This is a genomic window from Arthrobacter bambusae (assembly GCF_030812595.1).
In the GTDB taxonomy this organism is placed as follows: Bacteria; Actinomycetota; Actinomycetes; order Actinomycetales; family Micrococcaceae; genus Arthrobacter; species Arthrobacter bambusae_B.
Map to the genome: position 1 here is coordinate 1 of NZ_JAUSSZ010000013.1, position 20,278 is coordinate 20,278.

Annotated in this window: 16 protein-coding genes; 11 read left to right on the forward strand and 5 right to left on the reverse strand. The window is 64.8% G+C overall.

Annotation, left to right across the window (positions count from 1 at the left end; genetic code table 11):
- Window positions 1-390: 390 nt before the first annotated feature.
- From J2S96_RS15855 to J2S96_RS15870, 4 genes are all read left to right on the forward strand, one after another.
- Window positions 391-1,809 (forward strand): extracellular solute-binding protein, encoded by a 1,419-nt coding sequence (locus J2S96_RS15855; RefSeq protein WP_306865559.1) that lies wholly within the window; start codon window positions 391-393, stop codon window positions 1,807-1,809.
- Window positions 1,806-2,756 (forward strand): carbohydrate ABC transporter permease, encoded by a 951-nt coding sequence (locus J2S96_RS15860; RefSeq protein WP_370873139.1) that lies wholly within the window; start codon window positions 1,806-1,808, stop codon window positions 2,754-2,756. The genes J2S96_RS15855 and J2S96_RS15860 overlap by 4 nt, the downstream gene beginning before the upstream one ends.
- 92 nt (window positions 2,757-2,848) lie before the next feature.
- Window positions 2,849-3,652 (forward strand): carbohydrate ABC transporter permease, encoded by an 804-nt coding sequence (locus tag J2S96_RS15865; protein WP_234749201.1) that lies wholly within the window; start codon window positions 2,849-2,851, stop codon window positions 3,650-3,652.
- A gap of 26 nt (window positions 3,653-3,678) precedes the next feature.
- Window positions 3,679-5,085 carry a glycoside hydrolase family 32 protein gene (locus J2S96_RS15870; RefSeq protein ID WP_306865561.1) on the forward strand — a complete coding sequence of 469 codons (1,407 nt, stop codon included), beginning with the start codon at window positions 3,679-3,681 and terminating at the stop codon, window positions 5,083-5,085.
- A 117-nt stretch (window positions 5,086-5,202) separates the two neighbouring features.
- On the opposite strand, the gene J2S96_RS15875 is transcribed toward J2S96_RS15870, so the two are convergent.
- Entirely contained in the window at window positions 5,203-6,267 is a 1,065-nt protein-coding gene (locus tag J2S96_RS15875; RefSeq protein WP_306865563.1) for a LacI family DNA-binding transcriptional regulator, read from the reverse strand.
- 162 nt (window positions 6,268-6,429) lie between these two features.
- On the opposite strand from J2S96_RS15875, the gene J2S96_RS15880 reads away from it, so the two are divergent.
- The 4 genes from J2S96_RS15880 (at window position 6,430) to J2S96_RS15895 (ending at window position 12,586) form a co-directional block, all read left to right on the forward strand.
- Window positions 6,430-7,419, forward strand: coding sequence for an o-succinylbenzoate synthase (locus J2S96_RS15880; protein ID WP_306865564.1), 990 nt, complete (start codon window positions 6,430-6,432; stop codon window positions 7,417-7,419).
- Between the two features lie 109 nt (window positions 7,420-7,528).
- Window positions 7,529-9,610, forward strand: a complete 2,082-nt coding sequence (locus J2S96_RS15885; protein WP_306865566.1) for a PhoX family protein — start codon at window positions 7,529-7,531, stop codon at window positions 9,608-9,610.
- 112 nt (window positions 9,611-9,722) lie between these two features.
- Window positions 9,723-11,438: a 2-succinyl-5-enolpyruvyl-6-hydroxy-3-cyclohexene-1-carboxylic-acid synthase gene (menD, locus tag J2S96_RS15890; RefSeq protein WP_306865568.1), complete on the forward strand. Its 1,716-nt coding sequence runs from the start codon at window positions 9,723-9,725 to the stop codon at window positions 11,436-11,438.
- A 146-nt stretch (window positions 11,439-11,584) separates the two neighbouring features.
- Window positions 11,585-12,586: a type IV toxin-antitoxin system AbiEi family antitoxin domain-containing protein gene (locus tag J2S96_RS15895; RefSeq protein ID WP_306865571.1), complete on the forward strand. Its 1,002-nt coding sequence runs from the start codon at window positions 11,585-11,587 to the stop codon at window positions 12,584-12,586.
- Between the two features lie 54 nt (window positions 12,587-12,640).
- On the opposite strand, the gene J2S96_RS15900 is transcribed toward J2S96_RS15895, so the two are convergent.
- From J2S96_RS15900 to J2S96_RS15915, 4 genes are all read right to left on the reverse strand, one after another.
- Entirely contained in the window at window positions 12,641-13,417 is a 777-nt protein-coding gene (locus J2S96_RS15900; RefSeq protein WP_306865573.1) for an amino acid ABC transporter ATP-binding protein, read from the reverse strand.
- Window positions 13,414-14,385, reverse strand: coding sequence for an amino acid ABC transporter permease (locus J2S96_RS15905; RefSeq protein ID WP_306865575.1), 972 nt, complete (start codon window positions 14,383-14,385; stop codon window positions 13,414-13,416). The genes J2S96_RS15900 and J2S96_RS15905 overlap by 4 nt, the downstream gene beginning before the upstream one ends.
- A 35-nt stretch (window positions 14,386-14,420) precedes the next feature.
- On the reverse strand, window positions 14,421-15,374 hold the full coding sequence (locus tag J2S96_RS15910) for an ABC transporter substrate-binding protein (RefSeq protein WP_306865577.1): 954 nt from the start codon (window positions 15,372-15,374) through the stop codon (window positions 14,421-14,423).
- Between the two features lie 201 nt (window positions 15,375-15,575).
- On the reverse strand, window positions 15,576-16,916 hold the full coding sequence (locus J2S96_RS15915) for an isochorismate synthase (protein WP_306865578.1): 1,341 nt from the start codon (window positions 16,914-16,916) through the stop codon (window positions 15,576-15,578).
- Between the two features lie 92 nt (window positions 16,917-17,008).
- On the opposite strand from J2S96_RS15915, the gene J2S96_RS15920 reads away from it, so the two are divergent.
- Genes J2S96_RS15920 through J2S96_RS15930 form a run of 3 tightly spaced genes read left to right on the forward strand, consistent with a single transcriptional unit; the run spans window position 17,009 to window position 20,276 of the window.
- Complete coding sequence (locus J2S96_RS15920; protein ID WP_306865580.1) at window positions 17,009-17,785, forward strand: demethylmenaquinone methyltransferase; 777 nt, start codon at window positions 17,009-17,011, stop codon at window positions 17,783-17,785.
- A 22-nt stretch (window positions 17,786-17,807) separates the two neighbouring features.
- The gene (locus tag J2S96_RS15925) at window positions 17,808-19,163 is read left to right on the forward strand and encodes a geranylgeranyl reductase family protein (RefSeq protein ID WP_306865582.1); all 1,356 of its coding nucleotides are present in this window, start codon (window positions 17,808-17,810) and stop codon (window positions 19,161-19,163) included.
- A gap of 9 nt (window positions 19,164-19,172) precedes the next feature.
- Entirely contained in the window at window positions 19,173-20,276 is a 1,104-nt protein-coding gene (locus J2S96_RS15930) for a polyprenyl synthetase family protein (protein ID WP_306865584.1), read from the forward strand.
- Window positions 20,277-20,278: the final 2 nt, after the last annotated feature.

Below are 20,278 nucleotides of genomic sequence, written 5' to 3' on the forward strand. Positions count from 1 at the left end.
GGAATCCATGGTGTCGCTCATGATCAGTCCTTCCCGCCAGGCAAAGCCCCGGCGTGTCAGGCCAACCCCGGATCCACCGTTATTCCGACACTCCCCGGGGGTTTGGGGTTTGGGTGCGGTAGGTGGCCGGGGGTTTGGGGTTTGGGTGCGGTAGGTGGCCGGGGGTTTGGGGTTTGGGTGCGGTAGGTGGCCGGGGGTTTGGGGTTTGGGTGCGGTAGGTGGCCGGGGGTTTGGCGGGTGGGTGCGGTAGGTGGCCGGGGGTCGGGGTTTGGGTGCGGTAAGTGACCGGGCGTCGGGGAGGGGTGAGGGAGCCGTAACACGAATGTGACGCTTGACACGTGTTAGGTGATGGATTTACGCTACCTAACACGTGTTAGGAAGGATTAGGACATGCCAGGAAACAACGGGAAGCTGCGTGAGATCTCACGCAGGACAGCCCTGGGTGCCTTGGGTGCGGGAATTGTCGGTGCAACGGTGGCGTCGTGGCCACGGTTGACAGGCATGGACATCCCGGGCCGCGGGGACAACAGCCTCAGCATCGCCATCTTGGGAACCGCAGCGGACGCGGCCGCCCGCCAGAGAGTCATTGATGCGTTTGCGAAGGTGCACCCGGAAATCAAGGTCAAGGTCCAGGCCATCCAGGCCGCGGACTGGAAGGACTTCTTTACCAAGATCCTCACGATGGTGGCGGCGGGAACGCCCCCGGATGTGGTCTACGTAGCAACCGAGGGCGCGCAGCTCTTTGCCGAGAAACTGGCGCACCCCTTGGACGAGTATCTTCGCCGCGATGCCGCGGACATGAAGGAGTATTTCGCGGACGTCCACCCGAGCCTCGTGGAAGCGTTCATGTACAAAGGCAGTCTGTTCCAGCTTCCGATCGACTGGAACGCAGCCAACATGTACTACAACACCTCGGCCTTGCAGCAAGCCGGGCTCGAACGTCCCGCGGATAACTGGACCCAGGTCGATTTCCGCAACACCTTGGCTGCCATGCGGAAAGCGAGGCCGCAGGACTTTACCCCGTACTACTGGACCAACAGGCTCTTCGGCGGCGTGGTGCCGTGGCTTTACGCCAATGACACCAGCTTCCTCAAGGAGACCAAGTCCGGTGGCGGCGAATGGCTCTGGGACAGCTTCTATGCCCAGGATCCCTCACGCGGAATGCGTTCCGGGGGCTACCAGTGGCTTGAACCCAATGCCGATGACCCGCGGGTGTACGAATCATTCGACTATCTTCGTGGCCTCGTCAAGGATGGCCTGGGCGTCCGTCCCGAAGAAGGCGGCGGAAATTCACTCGTCGGTCTGTTCGCTTCCAACAGGATCGGCATGACCCCGGCCGGCGGCTACTGGGTGGAAGGCCTGCACGAAGCCGGAATGAAGGAAGACGGCTTCGACGTCCAGTTCTTCCCGCGCTGGCGCACCCAGCGGCACCAGTTCGGCACTGCCGGTTACGCCATCATGAAAACTGCAAAGGACAAGGACGCCGCCTGGGAGTGGCTCAAGTTTGCTTCCAGCCTCGAAGCCATGCGCTTGGTCTTCCCGACGCCGAACACCACTCCGGCGCGCCGCTCGATGGTCAACGAGCAGTTGTACGCCGGCCGGGGCCCCAAACACTGGAAAGTCTTCTACGACACCCTGGACAAATACCCCACCACAGGTCCCATTCCGGCTCCGCCGCAGCAGGCCGCCGTCGAGACCGCATTGATGAAAAACGTATCCCTGGCCGTCAGCGGCGACGAGAACCAGCTCAAGCAGGCCCTCGACTCCATGCAACGCGACCTTGAGATCGCCTTGAGGAGGCAGGCATGAGCACGGCAACAACGGGCATGTCCACCGCGCGCCGGAACAAGACCGGCACAAGAGGCCAACGGATAACCACCGGGAAACAGCGTCAGCGCTGGCTGCCTTGGGCGTTCCTGGCCCCCACCATCCTCGGCATGGGGCTGTTCACGCTCGTGCCGATCGTGGCGTCGGTGGTCCTCGCGTTCTTCCGCTGGGATATCATTTCGGCGCCGAGTTTCGTCGGGTTCGACAACTTCGCCGAAGTGGTGCAGGATCCCACGGTCCGTGTCTCGTTCCTGAACACCATCCTGTTCGTCGTGGTCGCCGTGGCATTGCAGCTCGGCCTGGCATTGGCATTGGCGATCATGGTGCAGGAGAAGCTCCCGGCGTGGCTCCGCGTCTTCTTCCGGAGCGCCTTTTTCTTCCCGCTGATCCTGTCGGCCGCGTCGGTGTCGATCTTCATGCGGTACCTGTTCAACGAACAATTCGGCGTGGTCAACTGGCTCTTGTCTTTCGTCGGCATCCCCGCCGTCCCGTGGCTGACGACGCCGGCCGGTTCCGCCGCCGTCGTCATCCTCGTCTATGTTTGGCAGAACTTCGGGTTCTCGTTCCTGCTGTTCATCGGTGGGCTGGCGTCCATCCCGACCGAAACGTACGAGGCCGCATCGATCGACGGCGCCACAGGCTGGCGCAAACACCGCCACGTGACCCTGCCGCTCCTGAGCCCCACCACGCTAGTGGCGTCGGTGATGGCGATCATCAACGCCCTGCAAGTGTTCGACCAGCCCTACGTCCTCACCCGGGGCGGTCCCGGCGACGCCACGCGCACCGCCGTGATGGTGATTTTCGAGTCCGCTTTCCAGCGCCTTCAGTTCGGCCAAGCCTCGGCGATCGGCGTCATCCTCACGCTGATCATCATGGCCATCACCGCGGCCCAGTTCCGGCTCAGCAAACGATTCGTCTTCTACCAGTAAGGCCCGCCATGACTACAACCTCAACCCAGCGCGCCGTCGTCGACCGCGTGGCTCCCCAGCGGCCCGCGCCCCGCAAGAAGCGGAACTGGAGCATGGCGGGACGAATCGTGCTGCTCCTGATCGCCTCCGTCCTCATCCTCGGTCCGGTGCTATGGACCCTATCCACTTCGTTGCGGCCACCGGCGGAATCGTTCCAGCTGCCGCCGTCGTTCCTTCCGCTCAACCCCGACTTCTCGTCGTATGACCAGGTCTTCAAGCAGCTCAACATCATGCTGCTGGTCCTCAACAGCGCACTCGTGACGGGACTGATCGCCGTCGGGCAGATGTTCACGGCGGCGCTGGCCGGCTACGCGTTCGCGAACCTCAAGTTCCGGGGCCGCGGGGCACTGTTCTCGATTGTGCTGGCCACCATGATGGTTCCGGCGCAGGTGACGATCGTTCCGGTCTTCATGCTGATCCGTGGGATCGGTTTGTCCGACACGCTCCTCGCGCTGATCCTTCCGGCGATCCCGACGGCGTTCGGTACCTTCCTGATGCGGCAGTACTTCTTGGGCCTGCCAAGTGATTTGGGGGAGGCCGCCGCGATCGACGGGGCCTCACCATGGCGCACGTTCCGTTCCGTGTACGCGCCCTTGGCGATGCCGGGCATGGCGATCGTAGGCATCCTGGCCTTCAACTACCACTGGAACGAGTTCTTCCGCCCCCTCATCCTGACCATCTCCGAGCAGAACTTCACACTCCCGCTGGGCCTGGTGTCGCTGCAAGGCAACCTTGGCACGGGCAGCATCTCCGTGGTGCTGGCGGGCGTGATCCTTTCCATGATTCCCGCCCTGGTGGTGTTTATGTTCGGCCAGCGCGCCCTGCGTGACGGCCTCACCGCCGGGACTGGCAAATAATCCGCTACTTCCTTGAAAGGACTTCGATGACGGACGTCATATCCACCGCCCCCGCATTGGTTGCGGCGGCCACCCACCCGGACCCGGCTTTCCCGCGTTTTCACCCCCGTCCGGCACAAGGCTGGATCAACGACCCTAACGGCGTCAGCTACGTCAACGGCCGCTACCACGTGTTCTTCCAGTACAACCCGGAATCGGCACGGCACGACCGGATCCAATGGGGCCACGTGAGCTCCCCGGACCTGGTCCACTGGGATGAGCACCCCGTGGCGCTGCGCCCGCAGGACGGCGGGCCGGATGAGTTCGGCTGCTGGACCGGCGTGGTGACCGACGACGGCGGTGTGCCCACCGCCGCGTACTCGGGCGTGCGGAGCGGCGGCGGGCACTCGCAAGTGGTGATTTCCCGGGGCTCCGCGGACCTGGTGACTTGGGAACAGGACGGCCATATTGCCGCTTCCATGCCCGGCGATGGCCTGGTCACGGCTGTGCGCGACCCCTTCATCTTCCGCTTGAACGGCAAGCGCTATGCCATGCAGGGCGCCGGGCTGGCCAATGGACATGCTGCTTTGCTGCTGTACACGGTGGAGGACATGTCCGATTGGAAATACCAAGGCATTTGGCTGACCAGCGAAAACCCGGTGGCTGCCGCGCACGCTCCCGCCGAAATCTGGGAGTGCCCGCAGTTGGTGCGTGTGCCCTCCGACGGCGTGCCCTCCGACGGCGGCGAAACCTGGGTCATGATGTTCTCCCTGTGGCTCTCAGCTGACGAACACGAGCACGCCAACGGAGTGGGCCATCTGATCGGCTCGCTGGAAGAGGACCCATCCACGGGACTGCCGGTCTTCGTCCCGCGTTCGGGCGGCAAGTCCGATCTTGGCCGCGATTTCTATGCTCCACAGATCGTCCAGCTGGATTCTGCGTCCTCGCAGGCGGACGAGTCGGGGCCGCGCGCCTTGTTGTGGGGATGGTCCAACGAAGGCCCGGGCCGTGATGGCCGGCGTGGCCGTTCCCAGGACGAGATCGACGCCGCAGGCTGGGCGGGCGTCCTAACCCACCCCCGCTTCCTCTCGGTCACGGACGGTGCATTGGTGGTTGCCCCGGCGCCGGAGATTGATGCCTACCGGGGCTCCTTGGCTGTGGCCGGGGCGTCCGGCGTTGTTGGTTTGCCGCGGTTTGCCGAGGCCGTCGTGACTGTTGATGGCCCGGGCGAGGTTCGGCTGGTGCTGGCTTCAGGCGCGGAGCGGCAAGTTGTCTTTGCGGGGCAGGCGGGCGAGGAGCTGAGGATTTTCATAGACGCCTCCTTGGTGGAGGTCTACCGGAAGGGTTCCGTGGCCACGACACTTCGTGCCTACCCCGCCCCGGGTGAGGAATGGCGCCTCGAGCTTCCCGAAGGCGCCCAGGCGGACGTATGGGAACTGAAGCTGCCCGCTTAGGCGGCAGGCCGTCGTCGTAATCCTTCCACTTTTGACCTCTTTTGGCCGGCGCCACCGTCCAGGATCCCCGGGTTTCCGCGGATTGCCCGACGGCGGCCCGGCCAAAAGTGGTCGGGTCTAGCGGGCGGGTACAGGGCCAGTGGATTCCCGGACCACCAATCGGCAGGGAACCATGGTTTCCAGTCCGGCCGTGCCGCCGGCGGCGCCACTCGACGCCGGCCGCTGGGCCGGGTCCTCAATCTGCTCCAGCAACATGCCCATCGCTGCGGCGCCCATTTCCCGCAGCGGTAGCGCCATGGTGGTGAGCGCAGGGACCATGGTGGCAGCGATGCGGGACTCGTCGTCGTATCCAATGATCGAAAGGTCGCGTGGTACGGCGAGGCCCAACCGTGCCGCAGCCAAGGCGACGCCGACGGCGAGACGGTCGTTGGCGCACACAATGGCGGTGGGCCGTTCGGCGGCGGTTAGGAGTCCCATGGCGCCGTGGAAACCGTCGTTGATGTCCCAACCGGCCATGAACACGCGGTCTTCGCGAACCGGGATGGCTGCCTTTGCCATGGCTTCCCGATGCCCGACGATACGCAAGGGCACAGCCGGGGAGGTTGCGGCGCCGGCGAGGAACGCGATGTCGCGATGGCCCAGTTGCAACAAGTGCTCGGTGGCTTCCCGACCACCGGTAACCTCGTCCGGGATCACGTGGCGCAGTCGCGGGGCGGAGCTGTTGTCGAAACAGTTGGCCAACACGGACGGAACCCGAAGCATGCCTTGGGGCACATCGAGCGGCTTCAGGCCCACCGTGACGTACATCAGCCCGTCCACTTGCCGGTCCAACAGGGTCTCAATGGCGCTTTCGTCACGGGAGGCGTCGCGCTCTGTGTCCATGACGACGGTGACAAAGCCGTGCGCGCGGGCGACGTCGTCGGCGCCCCCGATAATGTTGCCGTCGAACGGGCTCACCACTACCTCATCCGACACGATGCCGATCACGCGAGTGCGTTGGTTCCGCAGGCTTAAGGCGATGGGGTTGGGGGAGTACTTCAGATCCGCGGCGGCCTGCCGGATGCGGTCCTGGCTTTCCTTGGCCACGTTGCCGTCGCCGCGGCCATTGAGCACCAGCGACACCGCACTCCGTGAGACGCCCGCCCGTTTGGCGACGTCGAGTGCTGTGGCCTTGCGCTGCATGTGGCTCCTCCGGCTGTGGTTCGGTTTCTTGCTGAATTGTACCTAACTCGTGTGAGGGTGGCTCGCTCCGCCGGGTTCCAGCCGGACGCCCGGTCACTTCCGGCGGGTTCTTGCCGGACGCCCGGTCACTTGTGGCGCGACGCCCCGCGTTACAGTGAATCCATGCTGCCATTCCCCACCCTCAACGAGCTCCTTGCCACCGCGAAAGTGGTCAGCCTGCCGATGCGGGTCAAGTTTCGGGGCATCACTGAGCGCGAGACCCTCCTGTTTCGCGGCCCGGTCGGGTGGGGCGAGTTTTGTCCGTTCCCCGAGTACGGAGACGCCGAGGCTTCCCGCTGGCTCGCTGCCGCGGTCGAGGCCGCCTGGCAGGGTTTTCCGCCGCAGCTAAGGGAAAACATCCCGGTCAATGCCACCGTCCCCGCCGTGCCCGCTGCCCGGGTGCCCGAGGTCCTGGAACGCTTCGGCCGGGTGGGCGCCGTCAAGGTCAAGGTCGCCGAGCGCGGGCAGGAACTGGCAGACGACGTCGCGCGGGTCACCGCCGTCCGGGACGCCCTGCCGGAAGCCGCGATCCGCGTGGACGCGAACGCAGGCTGGGACGTGACCCAGGCGGTCGAGGCACTCGGGCGGCTCTCCGCCGTCGGACTCGAATACGCCGAGCAGCCCGTGCAGCACATCGAGGGACTCGCCGAAGTCCGCCGACAACTCGCGAGGCAAGGAACGCCCGTGCTCATCGCCGCCGATGAATCCGTGCGGAAGGAAGACGATCCACTCAAGGTGGCCCGAGCCGGCGCGGCTGACCTGATCGTGGTCAAGGTCGCGCCGCTTGGGGGAGTGCGGCGCGCATTGGACATTGTGGCGCAAGCCGGACTTCCCGCCGTCGTGAGCTCGGCGCTGGACACCTCGGTGGGGATCCGCGCGGGCCTAGCGCTCGCCGCCGCGCTGCCGGAGCTGCCGTTCGCGTGCGGGCTGGGGACCGTGCGGCTGTTCGCCTCGGACATCACGGGGGACCCGTTAGTCCCCGACGACGGCGCCATCCGCCTCCGCGAAGCCGTGGCCGACGAGGGGCTGCTGGAGAGGTACGCGGCTCCCGCTGAACGTCGCGACTGGTGGCTGGACAGGCTCCGCCGCGTGCACGCCATCCTGGATACATAAATTGCTGAGAAAAGGCTGGGAATTCACCGGAATTTTGCCGGGGTGTCCTCTCGGATTCCGTTAGCGCTGCGAGGGTAGGGAAATCACTCAATCCCCGGAGGTATTTCCCATGTCTGAATCAACCGCGCGCAAGTTTGGCTTGCTCCCCATGCTCGGCCATACGAGGGGCAAGCGCAGCCCCGTCACGTGCGCCCTGAAGTGCGACAACGCCTGTTCGGGCGACGTTTGCAACACGAGCTCCAACGCCTATTTCCGCGACATCGCTTCCGCAGCTGTGTCCCGCCGCGCCGCCCTGGGCTTTGGCGCCGTCGGTGCGCTCGCCGTCGTCATGGCCGGGCTAGGCTCCCCCGAAGCCGGGGGCGCCGGCCTTTCCGAGGCGGCAAAGGCGGGCTTCGATAAGGCCAAGCTCAAGTTCACGCCGATCAAGCCGGTGGACTACACGGTTGACGCCTTCACCGTGCCGGATGGGTTCGCGTGGCAGCCGATCATCCGTTGGGGCGATCCGCTCTTTTCCGACTCACCGGCCTTCGAGCTCAACAGCCAGACCGCAGCGGCGCAGGCCCGACAGTTCGGCTATAACAACGACTACACGGATATCCTCCCCATCCCGGATTCCAAGGACCGCCGTGCCGTGCTCTTCACCAACCATGAGTACACCAACGAGAACATCATGTTCCCGGCCACTTTGGCGGCTGCCGAGGCGCGCGCGATCGGGCGTGCCGCACACGGACTCACGGTTGTTGAACTCGAGCGCAAGAACAAGAACAAACCGTGGAATTACGTCAAGGGAGCGCCGCTCAACCGCCGCTTCCTGACCGGCACCACGTACGAGCTCACCGGTCCCGCAGCGGGCACGAACCTCGTCAAGACCATCGACGATCCTTCCGGCCGGGCCATCAAGGGCACCCTGGGCAACTGCTCCGGCGGCACCACCCCGTGGGGGACCATCCTCTCCGGCGAGGAAAACTTCAATGGCTACTTCGTGGCTCCCGGCACCTCGGCGGCCGATAAGCGCTACGGCCTGTCGAAAAAGCCAACGGCCCGTCAGTGGGAACTGGATGAAGCGCGTTTCAACACCAACAACGCCGGGTACGCCAACGAGGCCAACCGTTTCGGCTGGATCGTGGAGGTCGACCCGTTCGACCCTTCCTCCACACCCAAGAAGCACTCCGCCATGGGCCGCTTCAAGCACGAGGGCGCCAACGTGATTGTTGCAGCCTCGGGCCACGTGGTGGCTTACATGGGCGACGACGAGCGCTTCGACTACCTCTACAAGTTCGTCTCAAAGGGCAAATACATGGCCGGGGACTCTGCCGCGGCCCGTCGGAACAACCTGACCCTCCTCTCCGAGGGAGACCTTTATGTCGCCAAGTTCACGGGCGACTCTCCCGCGGCCGAAATCGACGGGAGCGGGAAACTCCCGTCCGACGGCGCGTTCGACGGCTCCGGTGAATGGCTGCCGTTGGTGGTGGACGGTGCTTCCGCTGTTCCGGGCATGTCCGTTCCTGAGGTCCTTGTGTACACGCGCCTCGCGGCCGACAAGGTGGGCCCCACCAAGATGGATCGTTGCGAAGACGTCCAGCCGAACTTGGCGACCGGCAAGGTCTACGTGGTCTGCACCAACAACTCGGACCGCGGCAAGCCCGGCAAGGAAGGCGCCACCGAGGTCAACCCACGCACGCTCAACCGGGACGGCCACATCGTGGAAATCACGGAAACCGGCGACCAGGCGTCCAAGCGTTTCAACTGGACCCTCCTGATGGTTTGTGGAGATCCCGCCAAGAACTCCTCCACATACTTCGCAGGCTTCCCGGCCGACAAGGTCTCGCCCATTTCCTGCCCGGACAACGTGGCGTTCGACTCGGCCGGCTACATGTGGATCGCGACCGACGGCGCGCCGTCGTCCATCGGGTACGCGGACGGCCTCTTCAAGGTCACCCTGAGCGGCAGCGAACGCGGCAAGGTTGAGCAATTCCTCGCCGTGCCGCGAGACGCCGAGACGTGTGGACCGATAATCAACGACGACGAGCGGACCGTGTTCGTCGCCGTGCAGCACCCGGGCGAGGAAGGGACGTTCGACACGCCCCATTCCTTCTTCCCGGACTATGTGGGCGCCGGAGCCGCCCCGGCCGCAGGCCAGGTCCGCGCCCCGCGACCGTCGATAGTGCAGGTGTTCCGCAAGGACGGCTAACGCTTCCACCGACGCCCGCTCACTCTCTTCAAGAGAGTGAGCGGGCGTTCGGGATTTGGGGCGCATAAGTGAGCGGGCGTCGGGAGGGAAGCGCCGCTAATAGACTGGTGCGGTGACTTCGCAAGGCTCCCTGAGCTCTCTCGCCGCTGCCCGGATCGCCGTGAAGGCGCTGCTCGACGGCGGTGTGCGGCATGTGGTGGTCTCTCCGGGTTCGCGCTCGGCGCCGATGGCGTACGCCCTGGCTGAGGCCGAAGCGGCGGGGAGCGTCCGCCTCCTCGTCCGGATTGACGAACGTTCCGCCGGGTTCACGGCCCTTGGCCTCGCCCTCTCCACCGGCGCACCCGCGGCCGTCCTCACCACCTCGGGCACCGCCGTCGGGAATCTCTTGCCGGCTGTCATGGAAGCCAACCACGCCGCAGTGCCCCTCGTGGTCCTTTCGGCCGACCGACCCGCGGAACTCCACGGTACCGGCGCCAACCAGACCACCATCCAGCTGGATCTCTTCGGCGAACACGTTCGTTTCGCCGTCGACATCGCCGCTGGCAGCGATCCGCAGAGGGCCGTCGAGACTGCCCTCTACGCTGCAACGGGCGCCCTCGAAGACATGCCTCCCGGGCCGGTGCAGCTCAATCTGGCGTTCCGCGAGCCACTGGTTCCGGAACCGGGCGAAGCGCTGCCCAACACCAAGGGCCACGGAGTTTTCCACTACGACTCCGGTCCCCAGCCGCTGAGCATGCCCCTTGCTCCCGCCGGACTCACTGAACGGCGGACAGTGGTTTTGGCCGGGCACGACGCCGGTCCGGTCGCTGAGGCTTTCGCCCGCGCCCACGGACTTCCGTTGCTGGCCGAGCCCTCATCCAATGCCCGCTTCGGGCCCAACGCCGTGGGGCCGTACCGCCTCATGCTGGAAAACTTCGGGCACGGGTCTGCGCAGCCGATCGAGCGGGTCGTGGTCTTCGGACGGCCTACCCTCTCCCGTCCGGTCGCCGCTTTGCTGGCCCGCAACGACCTGCCCGCCGCCATGTACGAGCCGGTTCCGGTGGCCTGGTACGAACACGGCCGGCGTCGTGAGGAACGCTTCGACTCCCTGGCGGAGTTGGCCGGGTTCGCTGGCCGTGGCTCGGCTGAGTGGCTCGACGCCTGGCTACTGGCCGGGGCAGCGGCCCAACACGCACTCGACGGCGTGCTCGACGCGGAACAGCCAGCCAGTGGTCCCGCGGTGGGAGCCATCGTGTGGAAGCATGCCCGCGGGCAACTGGTGCTGGGCTCCTCCAACGGTATCCGCGACGTCGACCTCGCCGGGCAGCCCAGCCCCGAACCGTTGGCCACGGTTTTCGCGAACCGCGGCCTCGCCGGCATCGACGGCACGATCTCCACGGCTACGGGCATTGCCCTCGGAGCAGGCCGCGAGACCACCCTCCTCGTAGGCGATGTCACCTTCCTGCACGACGCCGGCGGCCTCCTCCTCGGAGCAGGCGAACCCGGCCCGGACCTGCGCATCGTGGTCCTCAACGACGCCGGCGGAGGCATCTTCGGCCTCCTCGAGCACGGCAAGGTAGAGGACGACGGCGGCTACGGCACCGCCGTCGAACGCCTCTTCGGCACACCGCACAACGTGGACATTGCCTCGCTGGCCGCGGCGTACGGCGTCGGGCACACCCTCGTGCGTACGACGGCGGAGCTCGCCACCGCGCTTGCCGCGCCCCTGAAGGGCCGCACCATCGTGGAAGTCCGCACCGACCGGACAGGATTGCGTCCCTTGCACGCGCGCATCAAGGCGGCAGTGGCGTCGGCGGTGTCGCAGGTGCTCGACACCCAAGAGGCCTGACGACGCGCAAATGGCACGAGGACACCTGTATTTGGGCGTCGCCTGTCCGGAGGTGTAGCCCCGGTCCGCAAGCGCGTCCCCAGTGTTGTCCACATACGGTAGAAATGGGCTCGCCCAATTCCAGATTGCGCTGGGATCGTGGAGGAATGAGCACATTCCCGCGGCTGATTCTAGCGAAAGACCTGTCCAGGATCGGTCTGACTACCCGGGCATTGTCCGCACAGGCGCGCTCGGGGAACCTTATCCGCATCCGGCATGGCGTGTACGTTCAAGCCGCGCAATGGAACAGTGCGAAACCGTGGCAACAGTACCGGCTCCGGATCGAAGCTGCCGCGGAGTCGTTTGCCGTGCCAACCACCTTCTCTCATCACTCAGCTGCCACAATGCTCGGGATCCCAGTCATCCTGAGGCGGCAGCCCGTCCATGCACTGACATCCTTCTCCGGCGGCGGACGATCCAGGGCGGGCGTGCGGCGACATTTCGTGCCAAACGAGCTCCAAGAAGCGGAAGAGTGCGAGGGCCTTCTCGTGACGAGCCGGATTCGCACGGCCCTGGATATCGCCGCGACCGTCCCGTTCGCGGAGGCCGTGGTGCCGCTGGACCATGTCCTCAAGCCGGACGCGGCGCGGGGCACTGCGTCGGCATCGAAGGCTGAATTGTTGGCCGGTGTGGATGGGAGATACTCACAGGCAGCGGCGCGTCGTATCAGGGCCGTGGTGGATTTCGCCGATCAATTGTCCGGGTCTCCGGGGGAGTCCTATAGCCGCGGTCTGCTGCATGTGGCGGGCTTCGCCGCTCCCGTGCTGCAATACGAGGTCAGGAACGCCAGCGGCAGGGTAGCCTTCACCGATTTCTACTGGGAAGAGACCCGGGTTGTGGGCGAATTCGATGGCTACGAGAAGTATATGAAGCCGGAATACCTCAAAGGCCGGACACCCTCAGAGGTCGTTGTCGCGGAAAAACAGAGGGAGGACAGGATTCGGGCCACCGGCAGGGGTGTTGCTCGCTGGGTCTGGGACGAACTCAACAGTCCTGGTCGGCTGGAGCGTATTCTGGCCGAGGCCGGGGTCCCTCGCCGTCGTCGAGCTTCGGCAGGACGCGCAAAGCACCCCGTGACACGCAAACGGACGGGCGACACCTGGATTTAGGTATCGCCCGTCCGTTTGCTTGTCGCTCGGCCGTTTGCGCGTCGCCAGCCTGAATTACAGCACGCGGCTGAGGAACTCCTTGGTGCGGGCGTGCTGCGGGTTGGCGATGATTTCCCGGGGGTCACCGGATTCCACCACCACACCGCCGTCCATGAAGGTCAGGGTGTCGCCGACTTCGCGCGCAAAGCCGATCTCGTGGGTCACCACGATCATGGTCATACCCGACTTGGCCAGGTCCTTCATCACGTTGAGCACATCGCCCACGAGTTCGGGGTCAAGGGCGGAAGTGGGCTCGTCGAAGAGCATCAGCTCCGGTTCCATGGCCAAGGCCCGGGCGATCGCAACGCGTTGCTGCTGGCCACCGGAAAGCTGTGCCGGGTAATGGTTGGCACGGTCGGCCAAGCCCACCCGGTCCAACAATTCGAGGGCGGACTTCTTGGCTGCGCTCTTGGATTTTCCCTTGACCTGCACGGGAGCTTCCATGACGTTGTACAGCGCGGTCTTGTGCGGGAACAGGTTGAAGCGCTGGAAGACCATGCCGATTTCCCGGCGTTGCGCGGCGATTTCCTTCGTCTTCAGGTCGTGCAGGCGGCCGTTGACCTCGCGGTAGCCGATCAGCTGGCCACCCACCGAGATCCGGCCGGCACTGATGGTTTCCAACAGGTTGACGCAGCGGAGCATCGTGGACTTGCCGGAACCGGACGGCCCGATGACAACGGATACCTCGCCTTGATTGACAGTGAGGTCGATGCCGCGGAGCACATGGTGTTGGCCGTAGTACTTGTGAAGGCCTTCGATCCGCACCAGCGGTTTCTGTGTGGTGACGGTCATTTTGCCTCCTCCTCGGGGAAGTCCATCTTCAGCGCAGGCTCAGCTTCGGCGCTCGGAGCAACCGCCGCAGCTGCCTTGGCGGCCGCCGGGTTGATGACGGGAGCCTGGTTGGTGTCCACGCCCTTGCCGTAGTAAGCCTCGATATAGTGCTGGCCCACCATGAGCAGGCTTGTGATGACCAGGTACCAGATGGCTGCCACGATCAGGAGCGGAACCGGAAGGTAGATCCGGTTTGCCAAGGCGTTGGTCGCGAACGTCAGGTCGAGGGTGAACGGGACTGCCAGGACCAGCGACGTGGTCTTGAGCATGCCGATCGTTTCGTTGCCGGTAGGCGGGACAATGATGCGCATGGCCTGGGGCAGGATGATCCGCCACATGATCTTGCCTTTGCCCATGCCCAGGGCCTCGGCGGCTTCGGTCTGTCCCTTGTCCACTGACTTCAGGCCGGCCCGGAAGATTTCCGCCAAGTAGGCCGATTCGTTGAGGCCAAGCCCCAGGATTGCCGCAACAAGAGCCGTTATGACTGTGCTCGTGTCGACGCTGAACAGTTCCGGGCCGAATGGTACCCCTGCGCTGATTTTGGGGTAGAGGACGGCGATCAGGCCCCAGAAGACCAACTGGGTGTAGACCGGGGTTCCGCGGAAGAACCAGACCCATACCCAGGAGGTGTAGCGGAGAACCGGGTTGTCGGACTGGCGCATGACGGCCAGCAGGATGGCTAGGACGATCGCAATCACCATCGAAGCCACAGTCAGGAGCAACGTCCAGCCGACGCCCTGGACGACTTTCACGTCCAGGATGTAGGTGCCCACAACGTCCCAACGGAAGTTGGGGTTCGTGATCACGCTCTGCACCATCAGTGCTAGTACGCCAGCGATGATGATTGCGCTGATCCAACGGCCAGGATGCCTGACCGGTACCGCATCGTTCAGCACCGGCGCTGCGTGGCCTGCTTGATGATGATCCATCTGTGCACCTGATTTGTTATCGGTGGCGGGAATACTCAAGACTTGACCGCCGGGTTGACCTCAGCCTTGGTGATGGCGCCTTCGGCGTTGCCCCAGGCCGTGAGGATCTTCTTGTAGGAACCGTCAGACATGAGCTTGGTCAGCGTCTTCTGGATGACATCGGCGAGGGCGGTGTCCGACTTGGCAACGGCGATGCCCTGGGGAGCGGCGTCGTACACGTCGCCGAACTTCTCAAGCTGGCCATTGGTCTGGGTCAGTGCGTAACCGATGATGGGGGAGTCGGCTGCCATCGCGTCGATGCTGCCGTTGACGAGCCTGGTGGTGACGTCGGTCTGGTTCTTCAGGGTGACGATGTTGATCGGCTGCTTGCCGTCAGCGACGCACTTCTTGTTGCGGCCGGAGAGGTCCGGGTCTTCCTGGACGGTTCCGGTCTGCACGCCGATGGACTTGCCACAGACGTCGTCCAGGGAGAACTTCTTCGGGTTGCCCTTCTGGACGGCCCAAGCGGTGCCGGCGTTGAAGTAGCTGACCATGTTGACGGCGCCGAGACGCTCAGGGTTGATCGTGAAGGATGAAATGCCGAGATCGTACTTGGGTCCGAGGGCCGGAAGGATGCCCGTGAATTCGGCCGTCTGCACCTGGACCTTGAGGCCCAACGTGGCGCCGATTGCCTTGGCAAGGTCGACGTCGTATCCAACCGGAGTCTGTCCGTCCGGTCCGAGGAACTCGGCCGGCGCGTAGGTCGTGTCCGAGCCTATGGTCAGCGTTCCCTTGGACTTGATGGCCGCTGGCACCATTCCAGCGAGGGTGTCGTCCTTTTGGATGGTGGTGGGGTCAAAGCTTGCATTGGCACTGCCGGAAGGCGAAGCGGCACTCGACGGTCCTGCCTCCGAGGCGTTGGTGCAGGCGGTCAGTGCCAAGGCGCCGATTGCGATGATGGTTGCGGCCTTGAGCGTCGAATTGACCGGAAGCGAACGGAATTTCTGCATTTTCATACCTTTTGTTGCAGTGGATGCGAAACTAATCGGTTCATAGTGTAACGCTCAATATGAGATGTGCGTCACAGAAAACTAAGTTTTACTATTGGATAACCTACCAAGCAAAAAATCAAGCCCCCCAATGGGGCTATTGTCTGGAAGCCCAGACATCCGCGCGGGCAGGTTCCTGACGGAATCCGCGGATTTGGATGGTTAGTTGCTGATCCCCAGAGACTCGAGCATCGGCCGGAATTTGGCCCAGGTCTCGGCCAATTCGGCCTCGGGAACCGAACCCTCAACGATCCCGCAGCCCGCATACAGGCGCACGGAAGTGGGGCCCTCGATGACCGCACCACGCAGCGCGATTCCCCATTCGCCATTGCCCGCGGCGTCGAGCCACCCAACCGGCCCGGCGTACGGTCCCCGGTCCATCCGCTCAAGTTCCCGGATCAGTTCCCCTGCAATCAACGTAGGCGTTCCGCACACGGCGGCCGTGGGGTGGAGGGCGTTGATCAAAGCCAGGCACGTAGGGACATGTCCCTCAATGTCGGCGAGTTCGGCCTTAACATCAGAGGCCAGGTGCCACACATTGGGCAGCTCCAAGATAAAGGGTTCGCTGTGCGCGTTCATTGCCTCGGAGAAGGGCGCAAGCTGCGTGGTCAGCGATTGGATGGCGATCTCGTGCTCATGCCGCTGCTTCTCGGAACCGGCAAGCACCCGCTCGGCGTAGTCCATCGGCGAGCCGTCCATGCCCTCGGCATCGCGACGGTCCAGCGTCCCGGCCAGCACCCGCGCCTGCGCTGTACGGCCCTCCACCTGGATGAGCATCTCCGGCGTCGCACCCACCAAACCGTCGACGCCGTAGGTCCAGCATTCCCGGTAACGGCGGGCCAACTGCCGGAGCACCTTGGCGGCGTTGACGCCGTCGGGCAGCGTCGCCACGACGTCGCGCGCGAGGACCAGCTTTTCGAGCTTTCCGGTCCGGATTTCCGCCACGCCGTCGGCCACGGCCTGCTTCCAAGCGGTCTCGCTCAGCGAACCGCTCTGCAGCGTGACCTTCCCGTCGCCGACAAAGGAAGCGCGCCCGACGTCGGAACCTCCCGCTGCGGGACCCGCACCGGCCGCTGGGCTGAGCCAGCCCGCGAGGGCAGCGAGTGCGCCCGCCTCAGTGAGTTCGACGTCGTCGAGAGTCAACTGGGTGAGCCATGACTGCCCATCGCGGATCCCGACAACGATCTCCGGAAGGATCAGGCGCGAGTCAAAGGCGGATGCCTTAGAGAAGGCGAAGGAGCCAAAGGCCACAGGTCCGCTGCCCGGGATCTCCAGGGGGTCCGTGACGTCGGCCTCGATGACAAGATGGCGCCACCAGATGTCGGCCTCGAGAAAGCGATCCGGCCCGGACGCAGTGAATCGCGCGAGTTCGCCGAAACCCACCAGGCCGTCCTCGCGGCGGGACCAGCAGAGGACATCGTCCCGGACCAGAAATGACGGCAGCCCCCCGGAGGATGAATCAACATCGAGGGGGACTGTCAAGGTGCGGAGCGTACTCGTCATGATGGAACAACATTACTCCCGCGGACACGCGGAGCCGCGCGGGCCGGAGTGCCACGAAAGTTCTTCCCATATTTGTCTGAGACAATTGCAGGGTGAACCGAGCATCCTTGGAAAAGCGTCCGGACGAAGTTGCGACGATGTTTGACGATGTCGCCCCCAAATACGATGTCGTCAACGATGTCCTGTCCATGGGGCAGACCCGGCGTTGGCGCCGCGTCGTTGTGGATGCGATGGATGTTCGGGTAGGACAAAGGGTCCTGGATCTCGCTGCCGGCACGGGCACCTCCAGTGAACCGTACGCCGACGCCGGAGTGGACGTCGTGGCCTGCGACTTCTCGTTGGGGATGCTGAAGGTTGGCAAGCGCCGCCGCCCGGATATCAACTTCGTTGCCGGAGACGCCACCAAGCTGCCCTTCGCCGACGCTTCCTTTGACGCCTGCACGATTTCCTTCGGCCTGCGCAACGTCAACGAACCGCATAAGGCCCTCGAGGAGATGTTCCGCGTCACCAAGCCGGGCGGACGACTGGTCATTGCCGAATTTTCGGCCCCGGTAGTGCCCCTCTGGCGGACCATGTATACCGAATACCTCATGCGCGCACTGCCCGCCATCGCAACCAAGGTTTCCTCGAACCCTGACGCCTACGTCTACCTCGCCGAGTCCATCCGCGCTTGGCCGGACCAGGACCACTTGGCCGCGTGGCTCCAGGAAGCCGGCTGGACCGATGTCAACTACCGCAACCTGAGCGGCGGCATCGTGGCGGTACACCGGGCCCAGAAGCCGGGCGCCGAGCACCGCGAAAGCGTTCCCGTGGCCAAGCTCCGCCGCCAGATCAAGCCGCGCCGCCAAACCGGCGATAAGTCCAGCTAATCGGCCCATATACAAGGATGCTGTGAACGTACTCATAGTCGGCGCGGGGCCAGCCGGGTCCACCGCCGCGTACTACCTTGCCCAGGCGGGTATTTCCGTGACGGTGCTGGAAAAGACCAGCTTCCCGCGCGAGAAGGTCTGCGGCGACGGCCTCACCCCCCGCGCGGTCCGCGAAATCCAGAAGCTCGGCCTCCCGCACCCCGAGGACGAGGGGTGGCGCCGCAACAAGGGACTCAGGCTCATCGCCGGCGGCCGGACCATTGAATTGCCGTGGCCCGAGGTCGCCGATTTCCCCAGCTACGGCCTCATCCGCACACGCCTCGGATTCGACGAGGAGTTGGCCCGCCACGCCCAGTCGGCGGGCGCCGTCGTGCTTGAACGCCACAGCGTCACCGAAGCCCTGCGCGACGACGCCGGACGAGTGATCGGCGCGCGCGCCGCTTTGCTCGACGAGTCCGGACGCAAGACGGGCGAAACGCGCGACTTCCACGCCGACGTCGTACTAGCCGCAGACGGCAACTCAACCCGCACAGCCGTATCGCTCGGTATGCACAAGCGCGACGACCGCCCGCTCGGCGTCGCCGTCCGCACCTACTTCACCTCGCCCCGGCACGAGGACGACTGGATGGAAGGCTGGCTTGAGCTCCCGGGCAAGTCCGGCAAGCCGCTGCCCGGTTACGGGTGGGTTTTCGGCGTCGGTGACGGTACGTCCAACGTCGGCCTCGGGATCCTGAATTCGTCCAAGGAATTCGGCAAGCTCGACTACAAACAGGTCCTGCGCGAATGGACTGCCGGCATGCCTTCCGAATGGGGCTTCACACCTGAAAACCAGGTGGGGGAGATCCGCGGCGCCGCCCTGCCGATGGGCTTCAACCGCACCCCGCACTACTCGCCGGGGCTCATGCTCCTGGGCGACGCCGGAGGCATGGTTTCACCGTTCAACGGCGAGGGCATTTCCTATGCCATGGAGTCCGCCCGCTTTGCGGCCGAGTTCCTTGTTGATGCGTCCGTCCGCGCGCGTTCGGCGGGGTGGGGATCCGGGACGGAGGCTTCCAGAGCCGCCGACGCGCACCTGTCGCGCTACGCGGACTATGTGCGGGACCAGTGGGGTTCGCACTTCACGTTGGGGCGCATGTTCGCAGCCCTCATCGGCAAGCCCGCCGTCATGAAGCTCGCGCTGCGAACGGGCATGCCCATCCCTGTGCTCATGCGCTTTGTGGTTCGGATGCTCGCCAACCTCACCGATCCGTCCGCCAAGGGTTTCGAGGACCGTGTGATCCGCGTCCTTGAGATGCTGGTCCCGGCCACGTCCAACACCACGCCTAGCGTTTCCACCCGCGTGGGCGCCGAATCAACGCTTTCCTCTGCGAAAAGTTAGGGTTAACCCGTGACTCACTCTGCCGACCACAGTTGGACGCACGCCGGGCACGGCCTGCCGGACACTGTCGAACCCGCCCCCACCACTACCGCGATCGCCACCGGCCTGCAGCTTCCTGCCGGTTTTGCCGCCATCGCCAAGGACGTGGAGCTTGGCCCTGCCATCACCACCAACCTTGCCCGCGTGGAAAAGAAGCTCCGCGAAGCAATTGCCAACTCGGACCCCCTGGCTGACGCAACGTCGCGTCACTTGGTGGAAGCCGGCGGCAAGCGCATCCGCCCTCTCTTGACCCTCCTCTGCGCCCACCTCGGCGACGCGTCCCGTCCCGAAGTGGTGCAGGCCGCCGTCGTGGTTGAACTGACCCACCTTGCAACCCTGTATCATGACGACGTGATGGACTCGGCGCCCTTCCGCCGCGGCGCCCCCACGGCCCATGAAGTCTGGGGCAACTCGGTGGCCATCCTCACGGGTGACTTGATCTTCGCGCGCGCCTCGATCCTGGTGTCCGAGCTTGGTTCGCGGGCCTTGGGAATCCAGGCCCGCACCTTCGAGCGCTTGTGTCTTGGCCAGCTGCACGAAACTGTGGGCCCGGGTGAAGGCGAGGATGCCGTGGAGCATTACCTCTCTGTCATCGCCGACAAGACCGGCTCCCTGGTTGCTGCCTCGGGCCAACTCGGTGCGATCTTTGCCGGCGCCGACGAAGCCTTCGAAGACGTGCTTGTTGAATACGGCGAGAAGGTTGGCGTGGCCTTCCAACTGGCCGACGACGTCATCGATGTCACTGGCGTGAAGGTCAAGTCCGGCAAGTCCCCGGGAACGGACCTCCGCGAAGGCGTTCCCACGCTGCCCGTGCTCCTGCTCCGCAAGGCCGCCAACAATGGCGACCGATCCGCCGTCGAACTCTTGAAGCTGGTGGACGGCGATCTGTCCTCCGATGAAGCCTTGGCCGCTGCCGTCGCCGGGCTGCGCGAGCACCCCGTCACCGCCGAATCCTGGGTGATTGCGCGCCAGTGGTCCGCTGAAGCCATCGAAGCCCTCAAGCCGTTGCCCGAAGGCGTGGTCAAGGAATCGCTGACAAACTTCGCCCACGCCGTCGTGGAGCGCGCCAGCTAGCG